Origin of the sequence: uncultured Lamprocystis sp. (genome assembly GCF_903933125.1) — a bacterium.
Lineage (GTDB): Bacteria > Pseudomonadota > Gammaproteobacteria > Chromatiales > Chromatiaceae > Thiodictyon.
The window spans coordinates 1-15590 of the sequence record NZ_CAIZIZ010000054.1 but is presented as its reverse complement, the minus strand read 5'-3'; the positions used below and the strand labels follow the sequence as shown (position 1 = coordinate 15590).

The window sequence follows — 15590 nt, the reverse complement described above, 5'->3', positions numbered from 1 at the left end:
GGAGCCAATCTACGTGCAAGCTCGAGGCTTCAGGGGCGGACGGCTTCCCGGGCACACTTCGCAACATCCGTGTCTCGACCATCCCTGTCAATCCCTGGGAACAGATCATACAAGGGGCGGGTTTCAAACCCGCCCCTACACCAAGGGTCTATCTGGATTATCTTTCGCGATCTGGTACAGGATTTTCCGGCAATCGCCTAGACTGGGCAAGCCGCCGTCCACCCGGAGCTTTCAGGTAGCAGTACTATGCCGATCGTGACCAAGTTTGGTGATCCGGACGCCCCGGATGGCCAGGAGATGCAGTGGATCGATATCGATATTGCCGACGCGGCGGAGCACGCCTGGCTGACTGATTGCCCGGATCTCGATGAACAAACCCGGACACTGCTGCTCGAACCGGTGCGATTCAGTCGACGCGAACATCTGGCCGACGGTTTGTTTCTGGGTCTCAAGGCCAGGGCGACCGCTGAGGCGGACCTGATCGATCAACTCACCGATCTGAAGCTGCTGATCGGCAAGTCTCAGGTGTTCACGGTGCGCTTGGGCGAAGTGAACGCGGTCGCTGAGCTGCGTCGGTCGCTGCGCTCCGGACGGGATCTGACCACACCGGTCGATTTTCTGGCCTTCATGGTCTCCGCGATGACCAAGCGTATGGAAATCGTCATCTTCGATCTCACCCAGGATACGGACGCGACCGAGGATGCCATGCTGGACCGGGGTTGCGACCCCTCGCCCGACACCATGATCGCGTTGCGGCGCCGGCTCTTTCGCACCCGTCGCCAATCCTGCGGCGGCGTTTACGTTACTAGCGCGTTGCCATGGCGTTCTTGACGCCATCGCGGGTCGGGCCTTGATTGTCGTTCCCGCCAGCGCATTTCACAATGCGGCCCGCATCGCTTAGGATTCAGGCGCCGAGCCCACAACCAGGGTCACCCATGAGCCGTTACACCGTTGCCCTTGTCTTGCTCGCCGTTGCGACGCTCAGTCTTCAGTGCGCCGCCGCGGACAGCCCTGCGGATCCCGCCGCGGCGCCCGCGGCGCCCGCGGCTGATCGGGCGGAGTTCGACGCGGCACGCGCCCGGCTGCTTGCCCGCATCAAGGATCGGTGGTCGGACCAGATCAAGGGCTCGACCGCCATTCGCGACGAACAGCCCGTACAGCTCGCCGGTGCCGACGGGGCCCCCGCGGTGCACGGCGGCTATGTCGCGACTTCGCCGCGGAATCCGCTGATCGACGAGCGCTGCCGCGCCGAGTCTCTGGCGGATGCGGTGGCCCATTGGGGCCAGGCGCATCAGGTGTCGGACGACGCGGCCTTCGCCGACCGCGAGGCTCATCTTCGCGACCTGCAAGGGCAGTTCGCTCAGGGTGGATCCTTCTCCGCCTGGATCAGTCACGTCGCCAACTGCAAGGATTTTTGCCTGATTGCGGTGCGCGACCTGCTCGCCTGTCATGTCCAGGCGGTCGCCGCACTGCCGCATGCGCTGGTTTTTTTCGGTCGCGACAGCGACCGGATCGATCCCGGCTCAGGTTCGGCCGTGCTCGACGATTTCGCCCGGCGGTTGAGCGAGGCCGCGGGACAGCGGGTGCTGTTGGTCGGCCGTGCGAGCCGCGTCGGGCCAGCCGGGCCGGCCTACAATCGCCAACTGTCCCAGCGCCGCACCCAGGCGGTGGCTGCTGCATTGGGCGCACGCGGGGTCCCGGCGGACCGCATCCAATTGCAGTCCATCGGCTACGAAGAACCGCAGATCACCCAGGAGATCGCCGATCTCTACGGCATCGGCGCCGAGTTCCAGCGGCTGGGTGAGGCCGCCATCAACCAGAGTGTCGTCATGGTCCTGTACTAAGGTGATTTCCGGGAAACAATGTACCAACGTGTAGGGGCGACTTTAGTCGCCCCTAAGGCGATTTCCGTGAATAGGCATCCCGACTGCGCATGCGCAGAAAGCCTGTTGGGTTGTAGGGGCGAATGAATTCGCCCCTATACGGCGGTAGATCCTTTCCCGGAAATCACCTAAGGCCAGCCCCGAGGTTTCTCAACGTGGCAGACCAGGCAGACCAGGCAGACCAGGCAGACCAGGCAGAGGAGGCGACCCGTATTGCCGGACCCCCGGTGGCGAGCGCCGCCGGCTCAGCCGTGACCTTCGGTCATTACCGGCTGCTCGAGCGGATCGGCGCCGGGGGCATGGGTGTCGTCTACCGAGCCCAGGACACCCGGTTGAACCGGGACCTTGCGCTGAAGGTGCTCACCCCCGCGTATCGCACGGACCCCGAGTTCGGGCGGCGGTTTCTGCTGGAGGCGCGTGCCGCATCGGCGCTCGATCACCCCAATTGCTGCCCCGTCTATGATATCGGCACCGCCGCGGACGGCAGCGCCTACATCGCCATGGCCTACTGCGAGGGCGAGAGCGTCGAACAGCGCCTCAAGCGCGGACCGCTGCCGTTGGCCGCCGCCCTGGCAGTGGCCCGTCAGGTCGCCGCCGGACTGGGGGCCGCCCATGCCAAGGGGATCATCCACCGGGACATCAAGGCGGCCAATGTGATGGTCGCGCCCGATGGTCATGTGCGTATCCTCGATTTCGGCATCGCCAAGATGTCGGGGACTGAGCTGACCAGTACCGGAGTCCTGGTCGGCACCATCGTCAATATGGCCCCTGAGCAGTTCAGCACCGGCGCAGTCGACGCCCGTACGGACTGCTGGGCGCTGGGAGTCCTGCTCTATGAGATGCTGACCGGGCACAAGCCATTCGCGGGCCAGTCCGCGGCCGAGGTCATGCACCGCATCTTGACCGAGCGGCCCAGGCCGCTTGGGCAGTGGCTGCCGACGCCGCCGCCGGGACTGGAACAACTGCTCGACCGCACCCTGAGCCGGGACCCGGCCGGCCGCTTCGTGACCATGGATGCGCTGGCCGGGGCGCTCCGCGACCTGGAGGAGGGGCCGGGTCCGGCCCGCGCCGCGCCCGCGCCATCAAGCCGCGCTACCTGGCGGCGCGCAATGCTGGTCGCGGTGCCGGTGATCCTGTCGGTACTCGCCGCGGGTGGACTCTGGTTCGGTCGCGGCCGCCTGGACCCCGACCGCACCCTGACGCAACTGCCGGAACCGCCGCGCCTCGCGGGTGCCCCCGAGACGCCCGCGGACGGCCCGGCAACCGGTGCGGCACTCACGGCGCCCGACCCGTCGGCCGCCGCCCGGCCCGCAGTCCCGGCCCGACCGCAACCGCTCGGGGCTGGGTCGATCCGGGCGGACCTCAGTGCGCTCGCGCAGGCGGTCTGGAGCGGCGACGCGGCCGCGGTCAGGCGCCTGCTGGCGGCAGGGGCCGACCCTGACCAAGGCGATCCGCCGCCCCTGGTCGCGGCCGTCGTCGGCGTGCGGCCCGATCTGGTGCGCCTGCTGTTGGCCGCCGGTGCGACGCCCGACGCCCGTGACCATGAGGGAACCCCGGTCCTGGTGCTCGCCGGGCTCACGCCCGGTGCCGTCCGCCTCGAACTGGTTCGGACCCTCCTTGCGATGGGCGCGGAGACCGGCGCGGTCGCGCCTTCCGGTATCACGATCGAAGCGCTCGGCCGTCAACTGGACGACACGCAAGTGCTCGGGCTGCTCCGGCAGAGCCGCACGGATCCGGCCTTTCTGACGCATGAGCGCGCGGAGATTCTGGCGCGCGTCGCGCGTGAGTTGTCCGCGCCGGAACCCTGAGGCTACGGGCGATCCTCGACATTTGAGAGTCTCGCGCGACCCTTGGTGGATGCGGCGCGCACGACCGACGTGCCGGCTCTCCAACACCGTGCGGCGCGCCTTATCCACACCCTACAGCAGTGCCGGTTTCGTAGGGTGGATAAGCGCAGCGCATCCACCATCAGCCCCGCCGACAACTCTATGCTGGTTGTTGCCGCCCATAGTTGGATCTACTGCCAACGAATTCGCCAGCTTGCGCCGACCCTCCCCGCGTGTTACCCTCCCGCTTCTTTTTCACGCACTTTGCGTTGTCGAGTTTTAGAACAGAGCAAGGGTTTTCGTCATGTCTCGGGTATGTCAGGTCACCGGTAAGCGGCCCATGAGCGGCCACAAAGTCTCGCACGCCAACAACAAGACCAAGCGCCGCTTCCTGCCCAATCTGCATTACCACAGATACTGGGTCGAGAGCGAGCAGCGTTGGGTCCGGCTGCGTTTGACCAGCAGCGGGATGCGGGTCATCGACAAGCGCGGCATCGATGCCGTTTTGGGCGACATGCGCGCCCGCGGTGAACAGGTTTAAGGGGTAAAGTCCATGGCTAAGGCAGCGCGTGAAAAAATCCGCCTGAATTCCAGCGCCGGTACCGGTCATTTCTATACGACCACCAAGAACAAGCGCAATCAGCCCGGCACGATGGAGATCAAGACATTCGATCCCGTCGTGCGGCAGCATGTCATGTATAAGGAAGGCAAGATCAAGTAAGCCTGCAGCGCGGTGCCTTGCCGCGCGAGCAAGATCCCGCTGTAACAGGTTGTGGCCGGCTGCGTGTCAAGCACGCTCGGGCCGGCTCCGCTGGGTTATAGCCTTCGGACGTGATAACCGGACGTAGGGGCGGGTTTCAAACCCGCCCCTACACGAAGGTCTGTCTGGATATCAGGTGCGAACGCTATAACGCCTGCGTCCGCGGCATTCGTGAGTCACCCGCGGTCGTTGTCGTTGAGTCGGTACCTATCGCCCCAAGACCTGCTCGACGATGGCCTGGATCGCCGGATTCTCCATCAGTCGCTGGAAGCGCGGGTCGGTGCGTAGTTTTTCCGCGTCGCCGGCCGTGATCAGTCGCATGAATTCCGGGTCAGTGAGGGCGGCTGTCACATCAGCGTCACCCTGCAGGCGGGAAATCGCATCCATGGTCTGGGGGTTGCCCAGCAGTTGCTGCTGGATGGCCGCTAACCCGCTGCTACCCAGGTTGCCGGTTTCCGCGGCTGTCGTCGCGGTGGTTCCCGACCCACCCGGACGGATCGCCAGCACGTCGGCTTCGCGCACCTGAATCTCGCCCAGGCTGGCGCTGCGGACCCGGTACACGCCATCCCCGACCGCGATGATTTCCCCGCCGATCACGCTGCCGTCACGCAGTTCGATACGGCTTTCGCCCGCACTCAGTGGGCTCAGGCAGATGCACAGTCCCCCCAGCAGTGAAACGGCCAGCCAGGGCAAACGAACAGGGTGTCGGATAACACGATTGGGGACGCAAGCCGCTGGTTGGCTCGACATGGTTGGCCTCGGATGCTGTTTGAAGTGAGGTGATGCGCCGCGGCGTCCCGGGCATCGGCTGTCCATTATGGCAGCGAATCGCCAACCCCGTCGCGGGCACGGTCCGCATAGTGTGCCATTATTAGCGAATGGCTGATAGCTGACAGCGCCTTCAGGTGCAACACCAGTGCAACATCAAAATCGCGATCAGTTCCTCGCCGAGGTTGAGCGCATTGCCGCCGACGCCTGCGGTCGTCCGGTACCGGAGGCCTCAAGCGTGTTGTTTCGCCAGCGCCTCAATGGGATGCTGGATCACTTTCTGCTGGAATCCCAGCCGATCACCGGGGTCAAGGCCACGATCCTCCTCGCCGACATCCGAGGGTTCACGGCGATGACGGAGCGTCTGCCCACGCGCACCGTCATCGATCTGCTGAATCGTTATTTCTCGGAGATGGGGCGGGTCATCAAACGCCACCGGGGCGTGATCGATAAGTTCATGGGGGACTCGGTCATGGCCCTGTTCGGCGCGCCCGAACGTCAGCCGGATGACCTGTTGCGCGCCCTGGCCTGTGCCGTGGAGATGCAGCAGGCGATGGCGAGGATCAACCTGGAGTCCGCGACGCGCGGCGAGCCCAGTCTCTTCGTCGGCATTGCCGTGAACACCGGGGAGGTGATGGCGGGCAGCTTCGGTTCCCGTCAGCATAGCGAGTACACCGTCATCGGGGATACCGTGAACACGGTCGCGCGTATGGAAGCGTTCAGTCTGCGTGGTCAGGTCCTGCTCAGCGAATCCAGTCACGCGGGCGCCCGCGAACACATTGAGGTCGGCGCGATCAACGCGGTGCAGGTCAAGGGCAAGTCCGATCCGGTGATCCTGTATGAGTTGCATTCGGTCAAGCATCCGCAGCGGTTGGTGGTCCCGCGGGTGGAAGTGCGGCGGTCCCCGCGGATCCGGGTCGATTTTCCGCTGGTCCTGAATCGCATGGTGAACAAGCATATCCTGCCGGAACCACTGGCTGGGCGCGCACTGGACCTGGGTTACAACGGCTTCCTGATCGAGTTGGGTTGCTGTCTGGGGTGCGGTGACGAGGTCGCTGCCGACCTTGCTCTCCCGCTCCATGGTGAGCCGGTCGGTCGGATCTACGCGCGGGTCATCCGCGTTGAACGGTGCGCCGGCCGGTTTCAGACCAGCTTCCAGTTCACCAACCTGGATACCCCGGCCCATCTACAGGTTAAGCAGTTCGTGGATAAGACGCTGTGGGGGCGATGATCGATCAGCAGATTCGCGGCAACTGCTCTCCAGCCAGCCAATCCACGATACGGCTGCCGCCGAAGCGCGTCTCCATTTGCACGAAACGGTGCGGGTCCGCGACCACCTCGCCGATCCGGCTCGCCGCGGCGCCGAGCGGATGAGCGCGCATCACGGCCAGCAGGTCTGCCGCCCGCTCGGCCGGGCAGATCGCGATCAGCTTGCCTTCATTGGCCACGTAGAGCGGGTCGAGTCCGAGTAACTCGCACGCGGCGGACACTTCCGGGCGAATCGGGATTGCGCTTTCGCGGATGCGCATGCCGACCCCGGACTGGTGAGCCAGTTCGTTCAGGGTGGTGGCGAGCCCGCCGCGGGTGGGATCGCGCAGGCAATGAAGGTCCGGGACCGCTGCCACCATCGCGGCAACCAGGGTGTGCAGCGCCGCGGTATCGGAGCGGATCTCCACCTCGAATCCCAGGTTCTCGCGTTTGGACAGAATGGCGACCCCGTGGTCGCCGAGATTGCCGCTGACCAGGATGGCGTCACCGGGCCGCGCCTGATCGCCGGAGATGACCACGCCCTCCGGAACGACGCCGACCCCGGTGGTGGTGATGAAGACGCCATCGCCGTTGCCGCGTTCCACCACCTTAGTATCGCCGGTGACGACCGGGACCCCGGCCGCGGTGGCTGCCGCCGCCATGCTCTGTACGATCCGCACCAGATCCTTGAGCGGATACCCTTCCTCCAGGATGAATCCGGCGGCCAGATAGAGCGGCCGGGCCCCGGCCATGGCCACATCGTTGATGGTGCCGTGGACGGACAGGCAGCCGATGTCGCCGCCGGGAAAGAAGAGCGGTGCCACCACATGACCGTCGGTGCTGATCACCAGGCGCCCGGGCGGCGGACTGAACACTGCCTGATCGTTGCCTTGACGCAGCAACTCATTGTCGAGGTGGACCTGGAAGACCTCGGCGATGAGTTGGGCCATGGCCCGGCCCCCGGCACCGTGGCTCATGTCGACCGTGCCGTGCTTGAGGTCCAGGCGAACGGGAAAGCGGCGGTCAGTGTTCATCTGTTTGTTATTTGCGTTTGCTTGCGTTCAGTAACGACAACGATCTGTCCGGATATCAGCGCAGGCTCGGCCTACGGAAGCGCCCGTAGCTCCAGTAAGCGGCGCAGGCGCCCTCGGAGGACACCATGCAGGAGCCCATGGGGTTGTCCGGGGTGCAGACGGTGCCGAAGAGCTTGCAGTCGGTGGGCTCCTTGACCCCGCGCAGGATGGCCGGGCACTCGCAGCCCTTGACCTCCCGCACCGGGCCCACGTCGACCGGAAAGCGCTGTTCCGCGTCCAGGTCCGCGTAGGCGTCGGCCAGCTGCAGCGCACTGTTTGGCAGGAAACCCAGGCCGCGCCACTCGAAGGTGTCGCGAATGGTGAAGACCTCGGCCATCAGCGCCTGGGCCTTGCGGTTGCCGTCCGCGGTCACGGTGCGGGTATATTGGTTCTCGACCGCGCAACGACCATCATTGATCTGGCGGATCAGCAGCAGGGCGGATTGCATCACGTCCAGAGGCTCGAAGCCGGCGATCACCACGGGTTTCCTGAACTCCTTGGGGACGAATGCGTAGGGTCGGCTGCCGATGATGGTACTGACATGGGAGGGACCCAGGATGCCGTCGAGTTGGACGCCGTCCGGACCCGCGGTCGCCAGGATGGTGCGCAGGGCGGGCGGGGTCAGGACGTGGTTGCAGAAGATCGAAAAATTGGCGAGCCCCTCGGCGCGGGCGGTCTTGGCCGCGACCGCGGTGGGCGGGGTGGTGGTCTCGAACCCGATGGCGAAGAAGACCACCTGGCGCGCCGGATCGGCGCGGGCGATGCGCAGGGCGTCCTGGGTGGAATAGACCATGCGGATGTCGGCTCCGGCCGCCTTGGCCTTGAGCAGGCTTTGCCGCTCACTGGCCGGCACGCGCATCAGGTCGGCATAGGTGCACAGGGTCACCCGGTGCTGGGTCGCCAGCGCGATGGCGTGGTCGATGCGCGCCATCGGCAGCACACAAACCGGGCAGCCGGGGCCGTGGATGAAGCGCACATTGGGCGGCATCAAATCCTGCACGCCATAACGGAAAATGGCATGGGTGTGGCCGCCGCAGAACTCCATGAGACGGTAGTCCCGGTGGGGGCCGGCCGCGGCGCCGATGGCCTCGGCCAGGCCCCGTGCCAGGTGTTCGTCGCGGAACTCGTCGACGTATTTCATACCGTCAGACCGGAGAGATCGGCGGCCGGCGGCGCGTCGGACAGGTCGTCGAATACCCCCATCTCACGCATCAGGTCCAGCGTTTGCCTGGCCTCCTCCTCGCTGATGCGGTTGAGTGCATAGCCGACATGGATCAGCACATAGTCACCGACCGCGGCGTTTTCGATCAGCGCGAGTGAGCAGTCCTTACTCACCGCGCCCAAGGCAACCGTGGCCGTCTCGCCGGTCGGATCGATAGCGGTGATGCGGGCTGGGATGGCGAGACACATAACGGCGACACCTCGATCGATTTCAGGATGTGGGGTTGCGGGCAGCGTCCGCGTGCTGGAGCGCACGATCGCTGCCGGGGAGGTCCAGGGTGTAGTCGACGCAGGGGTCCACGGCGGCGATGAAGAGCCGCACCAGGGGTGCGATGTGATCGGTGCCGTGCTGCCGCAGGAACTGCTGGAGTCCCGCCGCCACGACCCCGCGGGGATGAAAATTCCATTCGGTTGGTGCCAGGATGGCGTAGGCGGCGATGCGTCCGTCGCGGATGTGCACGCGATGGACGAGCAAGCCGCGCGCCGCCTGGACCTGAGAGAGCCCCAGACCGGAAGGCAAGGCGGCGGTTGTGGGTTGCGCCGCCGGCCCTTGGCTGTCGCTCAGGAGGCGCGCGACCTCGGTGAGTTGCGCGGCGAGCCGCGGCAGCAGACCATTGTCGAAGTCGGTGGCCAGGTTGCGCACCAGCGGTTGATCCTGTTGGCGGGTTAAGGGGCTGGTTTCCCGCGGCTGCGCCGCCCAGACGGGTCGGGCGACGAAATCATCGGTGGTCGCCGCGTCGTCTCCCAGGTGCCGATTCAGGTCCACCGCGTTCAGGTCGGGCAGGGCACTGACCGCGCACCGCCCGTATCCGGCCTGGCCCGCGGTGATGACCTGCCGGACCAGCCGGGCCGCCACCGTGTCGGTGTCCGCGGCCCAGGCCGCCAGCGTGTCCAGCCGGTCGACCCGCGTGCGCCAAACAGCGGGTGTGACGCCGAAGAGACGTTCGGTGCACAGGGCGGCGAGGTCCGCACGGGCCTGCTCAGCGGCCGGTTGATCAGGGTCGGCGGCGCGCGCGCCCGGCGCCAACGCATCGGATCCGGCAGCGAGTGCGGTCCGCCGCGCGATCGTCAGTCGCATCGCCTGCGTCATGGCGGTGGCGTCCGGGTCGCTGTCCAGAAATTTGGGCCAGTCCAGCAGGATGCGCCAGAGGTGTTCGCGCAGTGTCTCCGTGTCCACCAGGTGTCGGCGCAGCTCGGCAACCCGGTGATCGGGGGCCAGCCCGAGCGCCTGCTCGATCGCCGCGGCGGCGGCGGCCGACTGGGCGGTGCCGCAGATGTTGAACAGGACCGGCAGCAGCCGGACGGTGTCGGCGACGTCCCGGCCGACGAAGACCTTCGCCGCCCGGACCGGTCGGGTCGAGGTGATGGTCACCGCCGCCGGGTCGAGCGTGATGTGGAGTTTGCCGGCCGGGTCTGTCATCGGAGCATCATTTGGAGGTGGCGGCAGGGTGGGGCGGTGCGTGCGGACCGCGCGGGCGGCGGCCGGAATTCACATGAGTGTACCGCAACCCCCGGCTAGAATACCCGCCCGTCAACCCGGCTTTGGTGCCGAACACCCGCAGCTCGAGTGCAACCCCATGCTCACCAAGGAACAAGTGGACCGCCTGCGCGATCCCATCGACTTCGAAGCCGAGGTCGCCGGCCGTACGCTGCGCTTCGCGAGCACCTGGGGGCTCTTTTCCCCGCGGGCGATCGACGAGGGGACCCACCTGCTGCTTGAGCACATCGAGGTTGGCCCGGCCGCCGATTGTCTGGATCTGGGGTGCGGCTACGGCGCCATCGGTGTCGCCCTCGCCGTCCTGGCGCCCCAGGGACACACGCTGATGGTCGACAAGGACTTCATTGCCGTGGACTTCGCCGAGCGCAACGCCCGTCGCAATCACCTCAGTAACGCCCGCGCCCTGCTCAGCAACGGCTTTGATCAGGTGCCTGCCGACCTGCGATTCGACCGGATCGCGAGCAACATCCCCGCCAAGGTGGGGAAGGAACTCCTGGCCATTCTGCTCCACGATGCGCATGCCCGCCTGAAGCCCGGCGGACGGCTCTATGTCGTCACCATCAACGGCTTGCGCGAGTTCATGAAGCGCAATCTCAAGGAGGTATTCGGCAATTACGACAAACTCAAGCAGGGTGCCCATTACACGGTGGGGATGGCGCAGCGGGGAGACTAAACCACGCCCAGCGCGGGATACGTAATTTCTGAGGTAACTGCTGGAAGAAAACTGACGCATCCCGGCCTAGGCGAGATGGGCCTTGATCGTCATCCCGGCCAGGGGCGTGCGTAGTCAGGGCTTCCAGCCCTGACGGTGTCAGGCCAGGATGGCCTGACTACGCACCCGGCGAGTCGCGCGCCGCCGCCTAAATTTGGGATTGCTGCGCGGCTCGACCTTGCATTGACCTACAGTCGCGGTCATCTTTCCCGGACCGGCGGCCGGTTGGCCGGTCGTCATCCGCTCCCACCGATCGCCCCCACTCACCGCTTCCAGGAATGTCTATGGTTCTTGACTTGCCCCAACTCTACGCTCGGCTCAATATCCCGGTGCCCGTGTTGTTTCCCGCCTTCGAGCCCAAGCAGATCCGTGGGGTGAATACCCTGGAAATGGCCGGGCAGACCGACCTTTGTTTCGCCGAAGGGCTGGAGCAGGCAGCGGCGGTGCAGGGCAGTCGTGCCGCCGCGGTGCTGGTCCATGACAACTTTCCGGCCGTCACTGGACCGGCTTTGATCCGGGTTGCGGAGCCGCGCGCGAGTTTCTTCCTGCTGGCCGAGTCCTTCCTGCCGGTCTCCGAGGTGCAGGGCATCCATCCCAGCGCGGTCATCGACCGTAGCGCGGTGCTGGGGGCCGGGGCGGCGGTTGGTGCCTGCGCGGTGATTGCCGCCGGAGTGCGGTTGGGCGAGCGCTGCACCATTGGTCCGGGGGTCTATCTGGGGCCGGGCGTGATCGTCGGGGCGGATTCCGTCATCGAAGCCAACGCGACCGTGCATCGGGACAGCCGGCTGGGGGAGCGCTGCACGGTGCACTCCGGCAGCGTGATCGGCGGGGATGGCTTTGGTTTCCAGTGGGACGGGGAGGGCCACCGCAAGGTTCCTCAACTTGGGCGCGTGGTCATCGAGGACGATGTGGACATCGGCTGCAATTGCTGCGTGGACCGCGCCACCCTGGGGGAGACCCGGATCCGTCGCGGTACCAAGATCGATAATCTGGTACAGATCGCGCATAACACGGACATCGGCGCCCATGTGATCCTGGTCAGCCAGGCCGGGGTTGCGGGCAGCAGCACGATCGGCACCGGGGCCGTGATCGCCGGCCAGGTGGCGGTCTCGGACCATGTGAAGGTGGGCGCGGGCGCGCGCATCGGCGGTCAATCCGGGGTGACCAAAGACGTGCCCGCGGGCGCCGCGGTGTTCGGCACCCCGGCCCGACCGATGAAGGAAACGCTGCGCGAACTGGCGTCATTGCGCCAATTGCCGGAGTTGCTCAAGCAGTTCAAGCGTCAGCAGCAGGAGTTGGACACCCTGCGGCAGCGGCTCGACGACCTGGAGCGCGGTTCCGTGCGGGGTGACGAACCGGTCTGACCATAGTCCCCCGTGGGAGCGGCCTCCGGCCGCGATGCGAGGCTGCGGTTATAGCCTTCGGACGTGATAACCGGACGTAGGGGCGGGTTTCAAACCCGCCCCTACACGAAGGTCTGTCTGGATATCAGGTGCGAACGCTATAACTGCGACGCTACGGCAGTGTGCGAGGTCCTGTCGCGGCCGGAGGCCGCTCCCACAGCGCATTCAAGGCCGATAACGCCCTATTTTAGGACCTCAGCCCCTTTCTTCTGGGCTTCCTCGGCCATGCCGAGCAGCCGGACGGCCTCCGCGCCGATCGGTGTGTCGGCTCCCAGGTCGCGCGCGCGGCCCAGCGCCTCGCGTGCCTGCGCGGGGTTGCCGGTTTGCAGCGCGACATAGCCCAGGGTCAGCCAAATCCGCTGTGCGGTCGGGTCGGTCTGGGCGCCCGTGCGCAGGACCTCCAGCGCTCCCGCTCCGTCACCGGTGTAATATAGGGCGAGCCCCAGGTCGTTCTGGGTCTCGACGTCGTTGGCCGCCAGTTCGAGGATGCGCCGGTAGACCGGGATTGCCTGAGCGAAGCGGCGTTCTTCGAACAGGGTCGTGGCGCGCTGCCGCAGGAGGTCCGGATTGGTTTCGGTGATGCTCGGCGGGATCGCGTCCACGGCGTCGCGGATCGGCGTTGCGGCCGTCGGGTGCCCGGCCGGCACGCGCGCGGTGCCGGGCGGATTCTGCGCAACCGTCGGTCGGATGGGGTGGCGGATATAGTAATCGCGGGTGACGGCGAAGACCGCGAAGCCGTAGAAGGCCAGAACAACGAGGGCGAGCAACCAGTGGAAGGGGCGTAGTGTCGGCATGGCGGTGATGGAGCCTCGGGTGATAAGGGGGCGGCGGATGCTAGGAACCGCCGGTGCTGCTGTCAATCATGCCCTGATTCCGGCGCGTCGGGTGAGTTTGATGCCGCGCGTTCACGTTGCATCCTCGCGTCCCCCCTGGACTTGGCCTATCATGCCGCGCAACGTTACGAAGCCTGGGACGGCCTCGCTACTGCCGTCCCGTCCTGACCATCCGGAGCACATTCTATGACGACCCCTGTACGAGACCTTGAGGGAGCGGCCGACGACATCGTCGATAAATTGGCCGAGCGGGGTATCAAGGACAACGAGCAGTTGGTCAAGGCCGCGGCCACGCCCGCCCAGCGCAAGGAATTGGCGAGCTTCTGCGGATGCGAGAGTGCCGACATCCTGCATCTCGCCAACCGGGCCGACCTGGCCCGAATCCGCGGTATTTCCGGCGTCTACTCGGACCTGCTGGAAATTGCCGGCGTGGACACCGTCAAGGAACTCGCCACGCGGCGTGCGGACCACCTGTTTGCCAAGATCGCCGAGACCAACGATCGCGACCGTCTGACCACCAAGCCGCCGACCCAGCCCATGGTCCAGAACTGGGTGAGTCAGGCCAAGTCCCTCCCCGCCATGCTGACCTACTGAGGTTCATGCCCGCCGTCGCGGTCGCGCGTCCCGTGCGAGGCGCGCGCCGGCGGGCCGGCGCGGCGCCTGACCCTGTGCCCAGACCGCCGACGGCGGAAAATGCCGGTTCCCGGCAAGCGGCCGCAGTGAGCGCCGCCGCATAAAAAAGACCGCTACGACAGAATCTGTCGTTGCGGCCTAAAAGGCTTGCTGCCTGGAAATCGCCGCGGCGCGACCTCGGGATGGTCCCGTGGGTCGAGCCCTGGGAGAATCAGGAGCGGGATTCGGCGGTGGCCGTCTCGGGCTCGCCGTTGCGCTCGAAGTGGCGCCCCCTCGTATCGTTGCGGGAAACCAGTCCGATCAGGAAACCACCGCTCAGGATGGCCGCCAGGATGCCGGTAATGGTGAATGCGTCGAAGCTCATGATCACGCCTCCAGATACTGCCGTTGCGTCGGGTACTGCTCCAATCGCCATGGACTCGCGCCGCCGCGGACGCACAGTGCCAGACTTTTTTAACCCATAGTCTGCACAGTCAATGTAGACTATGTATTTCGGTATTAGCTAATATTTTAACATATAACAAAGAAAGTACGTTGCGAATTCGCAACGGCCAGGCCATGACTCAACGCGTCATCCGCTCCTCCGCGAGAAACCCCGTCCTTCAGGTCGGGGAGGGATAGCGGGCGGCAGCAGCGCCGTCGCGTCCAATTGCGCATAGCCATACCCGTCGCCGCGTTGGATCACGCAGCAGTGGCGATAGCCGATGCCCTGGACGACGCCCTGCGGGGTCTGAATATTGAAGCGCCCGGTCGCCCGAACCGCGACGCGGCCCATGTGGACCCCCGCCTTCTTGCCGCTCGGCACCGTGGCCCGTACCAGATCACCCGTCTGGAAGCCGCGCACCTGCTTGTGGCGCATCAGGTACCCGCGGGGAAAACCGTCCTGGGTCACGCGGGTGCGCTGGTAGGTCCCGCGGCCGGTGCAGCGGATCGAAAGGACCGGCGCGACCCAGCCGGTCACCCCCTCGACCACACCAACACAAGCGGCATCCAGCACATGGGTCTTGGGTACACCGAAGCGGGTGCGGTTCCACTTGGTGCGTCCGCCCGTGCCGGTCTCCACCGCCAGGCCGGTGGCGGTCAGGGCGTTGAACAGCGACCAGCGGGTGCTGTTGACGGCCGCTGCATCGCCGAGCGACTGCTTGGCCTTGGCCTCGATCTCCGGATGGCCGAACTCGGCCGCGCTGCGATTACCCTTGGCCTGGTTGCAAGGGTGGCACGCCAGGGTCAGATTCGTGACCCGATCCGAGCCGCCACGGCTGCGTGGGGTGATGTGGTCGATCTCCAGCGGGACGCCGTCACCCGTGCAGTAAGCGCAGCGCCGGCCCCACTGCTCCAGCAGGTACTCGCGGACCTCGTAACCGGCCAGGGTCCCTTGCTGGTACGCCACGCCGCTGATCTGGGGGTTCTGCAACGGCACGACCCGATGGACGCGCGCCCGACCCCGTGTCAGGAGCAGACGTGCCCGCTTCTCTGAACAGGGCATCAGCGGCTTACCGCGGCGATCCAACACGAACACGGCCATTGATTACACTCCAAACACTGCCCTTACGGGCCTGGTGACGCACCCTCGCGGGTGTCTCCCCTCGGGACTGTCGGCAACCGGCTCCCGCTGTTGCCAGCGGCAATCACAACCTTCGGCGCTTTACCTTTCGCCAGCATGATTGCGATCTTCCAGGGTCCGGGACTGAGGAAGCATCCCGGAGTGGGTCTTGACGACCTGTTGCCAACG

17 protein-coding genes are annotated in these 15590 nt (G+C 66.0%); 9 read left to right on the top strand and 8 right to left on the bottom strand.

What is annotated here, in order from left to right:
- The first annotated feature begins 246 nt into the window (after window positions 1-246).
- The 5 genes from QZY03_RS02475 to rpmG all read left to right on the top strand — a co-directional run bounded on the left by QZY03_RS02475 (window position 247) and on the right by rpmG (window position 4430).
- Window positions 247-831 (top strand): CorA family divalent cation transporter, encoded by a 585-nt coding sequence (locus QZY03_RS02475; protein ID WP_295577955.1) that lies wholly within the window; start codon window positions 247-249, stop codon window positions 829-831.
- A gap of 104 nt (window positions 832-935) precedes the next feature.
- Window positions 936-1844, top strand: a complete 909-nt coding sequence (locus tag QZY03_RS02470; RefSeq protein WP_295577953.1) for an OmpA family protein — start codon at window positions 936-938, stop codon at window positions 1842-1844.
- 194 nt (window positions 1845-2038) lie between these two features.
- Window positions 2039-3691 carry a serine/threonine-protein kinase gene (locus tag QZY03_RS02465; RefSeq protein WP_295577951.1) on the top strand — a complete coding sequence of 551 codons (1653 nt, stop codon included), beginning with the start codon at window positions 2039-2041 and terminating at the stop codon, window positions 3689-3691.
- A 322-nt stretch (window positions 3692-4013) separates the two neighbouring features.
- Window positions 4014-4250, top strand: a complete 237-nt coding sequence (gene rpmB, locus QZY03_RS02460) for a 50S ribosomal protein L28 (protein ID WP_295577949.1) — start codon at window positions 4014-4016, stop codon at window positions 4248-4250.
- A 12-nt stretch (window positions 4251-4262) separates the two neighbouring features.
- Window positions 4263-4430 (top strand): 50S ribosomal protein L33, encoded by a 168-nt coding sequence (rpmG, locus tag QZY03_RS02455; protein ID WP_295577946.1) that lies wholly within the window; start codon window positions 4263-4265, stop codon window positions 4428-4430.
- Between the two features lie 246 nt (window positions 4431-4676).
- On the opposite strand, the gene QZY03_RS02450 is transcribed toward rpmG, so the two are convergent.
- Window positions 4677-5219 carry a hypothetical protein gene (locus QZY03_RS02450; protein ID WP_295577944.1) on the bottom strand — a complete coding sequence of 181 codons (543 nt, stop codon included), beginning with the start codon at window positions 5217-5219 and terminating at the stop codon, window positions 4677-4679.
- A 166-nt stretch (window positions 5220-5385) separates the two neighbouring features.
- Here QZY03_RS02450 and QZY03_RS02445 point away from each other — a divergent pair, with 166 nt between their 5' ends.
- Complete coding sequence (locus tag QZY03_RS02445; RefSeq protein ID WP_295577942.1) at window positions 5386-6468, top strand: adenylate/guanylate cyclase domain-containing protein; 1083 nt, start codon at window positions 5386-5388, stop codon at window positions 6466-6468.
- Window positions 6469-6472: 4 nt separating this feature from the next.
- Here the strand turns inward: QZY03_RS02445 and hypE are convergent, their stop codons facing one another.
- The 4 genes from hypE to QZY03_RS02425 are packed head-to-tail and all read right to left on the bottom strand — an operon-like array spanning window position 6473 to window position 10199.
- Entirely contained in the window at window positions 6473-7519 is a 1047-nt protein-coding gene (gene hypE / locus QZY03_RS02440; protein WP_295577939.1) for a hydrogenase expression/formation protein HypE, read from the bottom strand.
- A gap of 55 nt (window positions 7520-7574) precedes the next feature.
- Entirely contained in the window at window positions 7575-8699 is a 1125-nt protein-coding gene (gene hypD / locus QZY03_RS02435) for a hydrogenase formation protein HypD (RefSeq protein ID WP_295577937.1), read from the bottom strand.
- The gene (locus QZY03_RS02430; RefSeq protein WP_295577934.1) at window positions 8696-8968 is read right to left on the bottom strand and encodes a HypC/HybG/HupF family hydrogenase formation chaperone; all 273 of its coding nucleotides are present in this window, start codon (window positions 8966-8968) and stop codon (window positions 8696-8698) included. Before QZY03_RS02430 ends, hypD begins: the two co-directional genes overlap by 4 nt.
- A gap of 22 nt (window positions 8969-8990) precedes the next feature.
- Entirely contained in the window at window positions 8991-10199 is a 1209-nt protein-coding gene (locus QZY03_RS02425) for a nickel-dependent hydrogenase large subunit (protein ID WP_295577932.1), read from the bottom strand.
- Between the two features lie 157 nt (window positions 10200-10356).
- On the opposite strand from QZY03_RS02425, the gene QZY03_RS02420 reads away from it, so the two are divergent.
- Both QZY03_RS02420 and lpxD read left to right on the top strand, forming a co-directional pair.
- Window positions 10357-10950, top strand: coding sequence for a methyltransferase (locus tag QZY03_RS02420; RefSeq protein WP_295577957.1), 594 nt, complete (start codon window positions 10357-10359; stop codon window positions 10948-10950).
- Window positions 10951-11273: 323 nt separating this feature from the next.
- Window positions 11274-12353, top strand: coding sequence for a UDP-3-O-(3-hydroxymyristoyl)glucosamine N-acyltransferase (gene lpxD, locus QZY03_RS02415; RefSeq protein ID WP_295577930.1), 1080 nt, complete (start codon window positions 11274-11276; stop codon window positions 12351-12353).
- A gap of 221 nt (window positions 12354-12574) precedes the next feature.
- Here lpxD and QZY03_RS02410 read toward each other — a convergent pair whose 3' ends face one another.
- Window positions 12575-13186, bottom strand: a complete 612-nt coding sequence (locus QZY03_RS02410) for a tetratricopeptide repeat protein (protein WP_295577928.1) — start codon at window positions 13184-13186, stop codon at window positions 12575-12577.
- Between the two features lie 225 nt (window positions 13187-13411).
- Here QZY03_RS02410 and QZY03_RS02405 point away from each other — a divergent pair, with 225 nt between their 5' ends.
- Window positions 13412-13819: a DUF4332 domain-containing protein gene (locus QZY03_RS02405; RefSeq protein WP_020508194.1), complete on the top strand. Its 408-nt coding sequence runs from the start codon at window positions 13412-13414 to the stop codon at window positions 13817-13819.
- Window positions 13820-14069: 250 nt separating this feature from the next.
- Here QZY03_RS02405 and QZY03_RS02400 read toward each other — a convergent pair whose 3' ends face one another.
- A complete protein-coding gene (locus QZY03_RS02400; RefSeq protein ID WP_295577922.1) occupies window positions 14070-14222 on the bottom strand; it encodes a hypothetical protein in 153 nt (50 codons plus the stop codon).
- 207 nt (window positions 14223-14429) lie between these two features.
- Window positions 14430-15383, bottom strand: coding sequence for an RNA-guided endonuclease IscB (gene iscB / locus QZY03_RS02395; RefSeq protein WP_295577920.1), 954 nt, complete (start codon window positions 15381-15383; stop codon window positions 14430-14432).
- Between the last annotated feature and the right edge of the window lie 207 nt (window positions 15384-15590).

What these genes read in the sequence shown, in the direction of transcription:
- QZY03_RS02475 (WP_295577955.1), top strand. Translation starts at nt 247, where the DNA reads ATGCCGATCGTGACCAAGTTTGGTGATCCGGACGCCCCGGATGGCCAG.
- QZY03_RS02470 (WP_295577953.1), top strand. Translation starts at nt 936, where the DNA reads ATGAGCCGTTACACCGTTGCCCTTGTCTTGCTCGCCGTTGCGACGCTC.
- hypE (WP_295577939.1), bottom strand. Translation starts at nt 7,519, where the DNA reads ATGAACACTGACCGCCGCTTTCCCGTTCGCCTGGACCTCAAGCACGGC.
- rpmG (WP_295577946.1), top strand. Translation starts at nt 4,263, where the DNA reads ATGGCTAAGGCAGCGCGTGAAAAAATCCGCCTGAATTCCAGCGCCGGT.
- QZY03_RS02410 (WP_295577928.1), bottom strand. Translation starts at nt 13,186, where the DNA reads ATGCCGACACTACGCCCCTTCCACTGGTTGCTCGCCCTCGTTGTTCTG.
- QZY03_RS02450 (WP_295577944.1), bottom strand. Translation starts at nt 5,219, where the DNA reads ATGTCGAGCCAACCAGCGGCTTGCGTCCCCAATCGTGTTATCCGACAC.
- hypD (WP_295577937.1), bottom strand. Translation starts at nt 8,699, where the DNA reads ATGAAATACGTCGACGAGTTCCGCGACGAACACCTGGCACGGGGCCTG.
- iscB (WP_295577920.1), bottom strand. Translation starts at nt 15,383, where the DNA reads ATGGCCGTGTTCGTGTTGGATCGCCGCGGTAAGCCGCTGATGCCCTGT.
- QZY03_RS02400 (WP_295577922.1), bottom strand. Translation starts at nt 14,222, where the DNA reads ATGAGCTTCGACGCATTCACCATTACCGGCATCCTGGCGGCCATCCTG.
- QZY03_RS02420 (WP_295577957.1), top strand. Translation starts at nt 10,357, where the DNA reads ATGCTCACCAAGGAACAAGTGGACCGCCTGCGCGATCCCATCGACTTC.
- QZY03_RS02405 (WP_020508194.1), top strand. Translation starts at nt 13,412, where the DNA reads ATGACGACCCCTGTACGAGACCTTGAGGGAGCGGCCGACGACATCGTC.
- lpxD (WP_295577930.1), top strand. Translation starts at nt 11,274, where the DNA reads ATGGTTCTTGACTTGCCCCAACTCTACGCTCGGCTCAATATCCCGGTG.
- rpmB (WP_295577949.1), top strand. Translation starts at nt 4,014, where the DNA reads ATGTCTCGGGTATGTCAGGTCACCGGTAAGCGGCCCATGAGCGGCCAC.
- QZY03_RS02430 (WP_295577934.1), bottom strand. Translation starts at nt 8,968, where the DNA reads ATGTGTCTCGCCATCCCAGCCCGCATCACCGCTATCGATCCGACCGGC.
- QZY03_RS02425 (WP_295577932.1), bottom strand. Translation starts at nt 10,199, where the DNA reads ATGACAGACCCGGCCGGCAAACTCCACATCACGCTCGACCCGGCGGCG.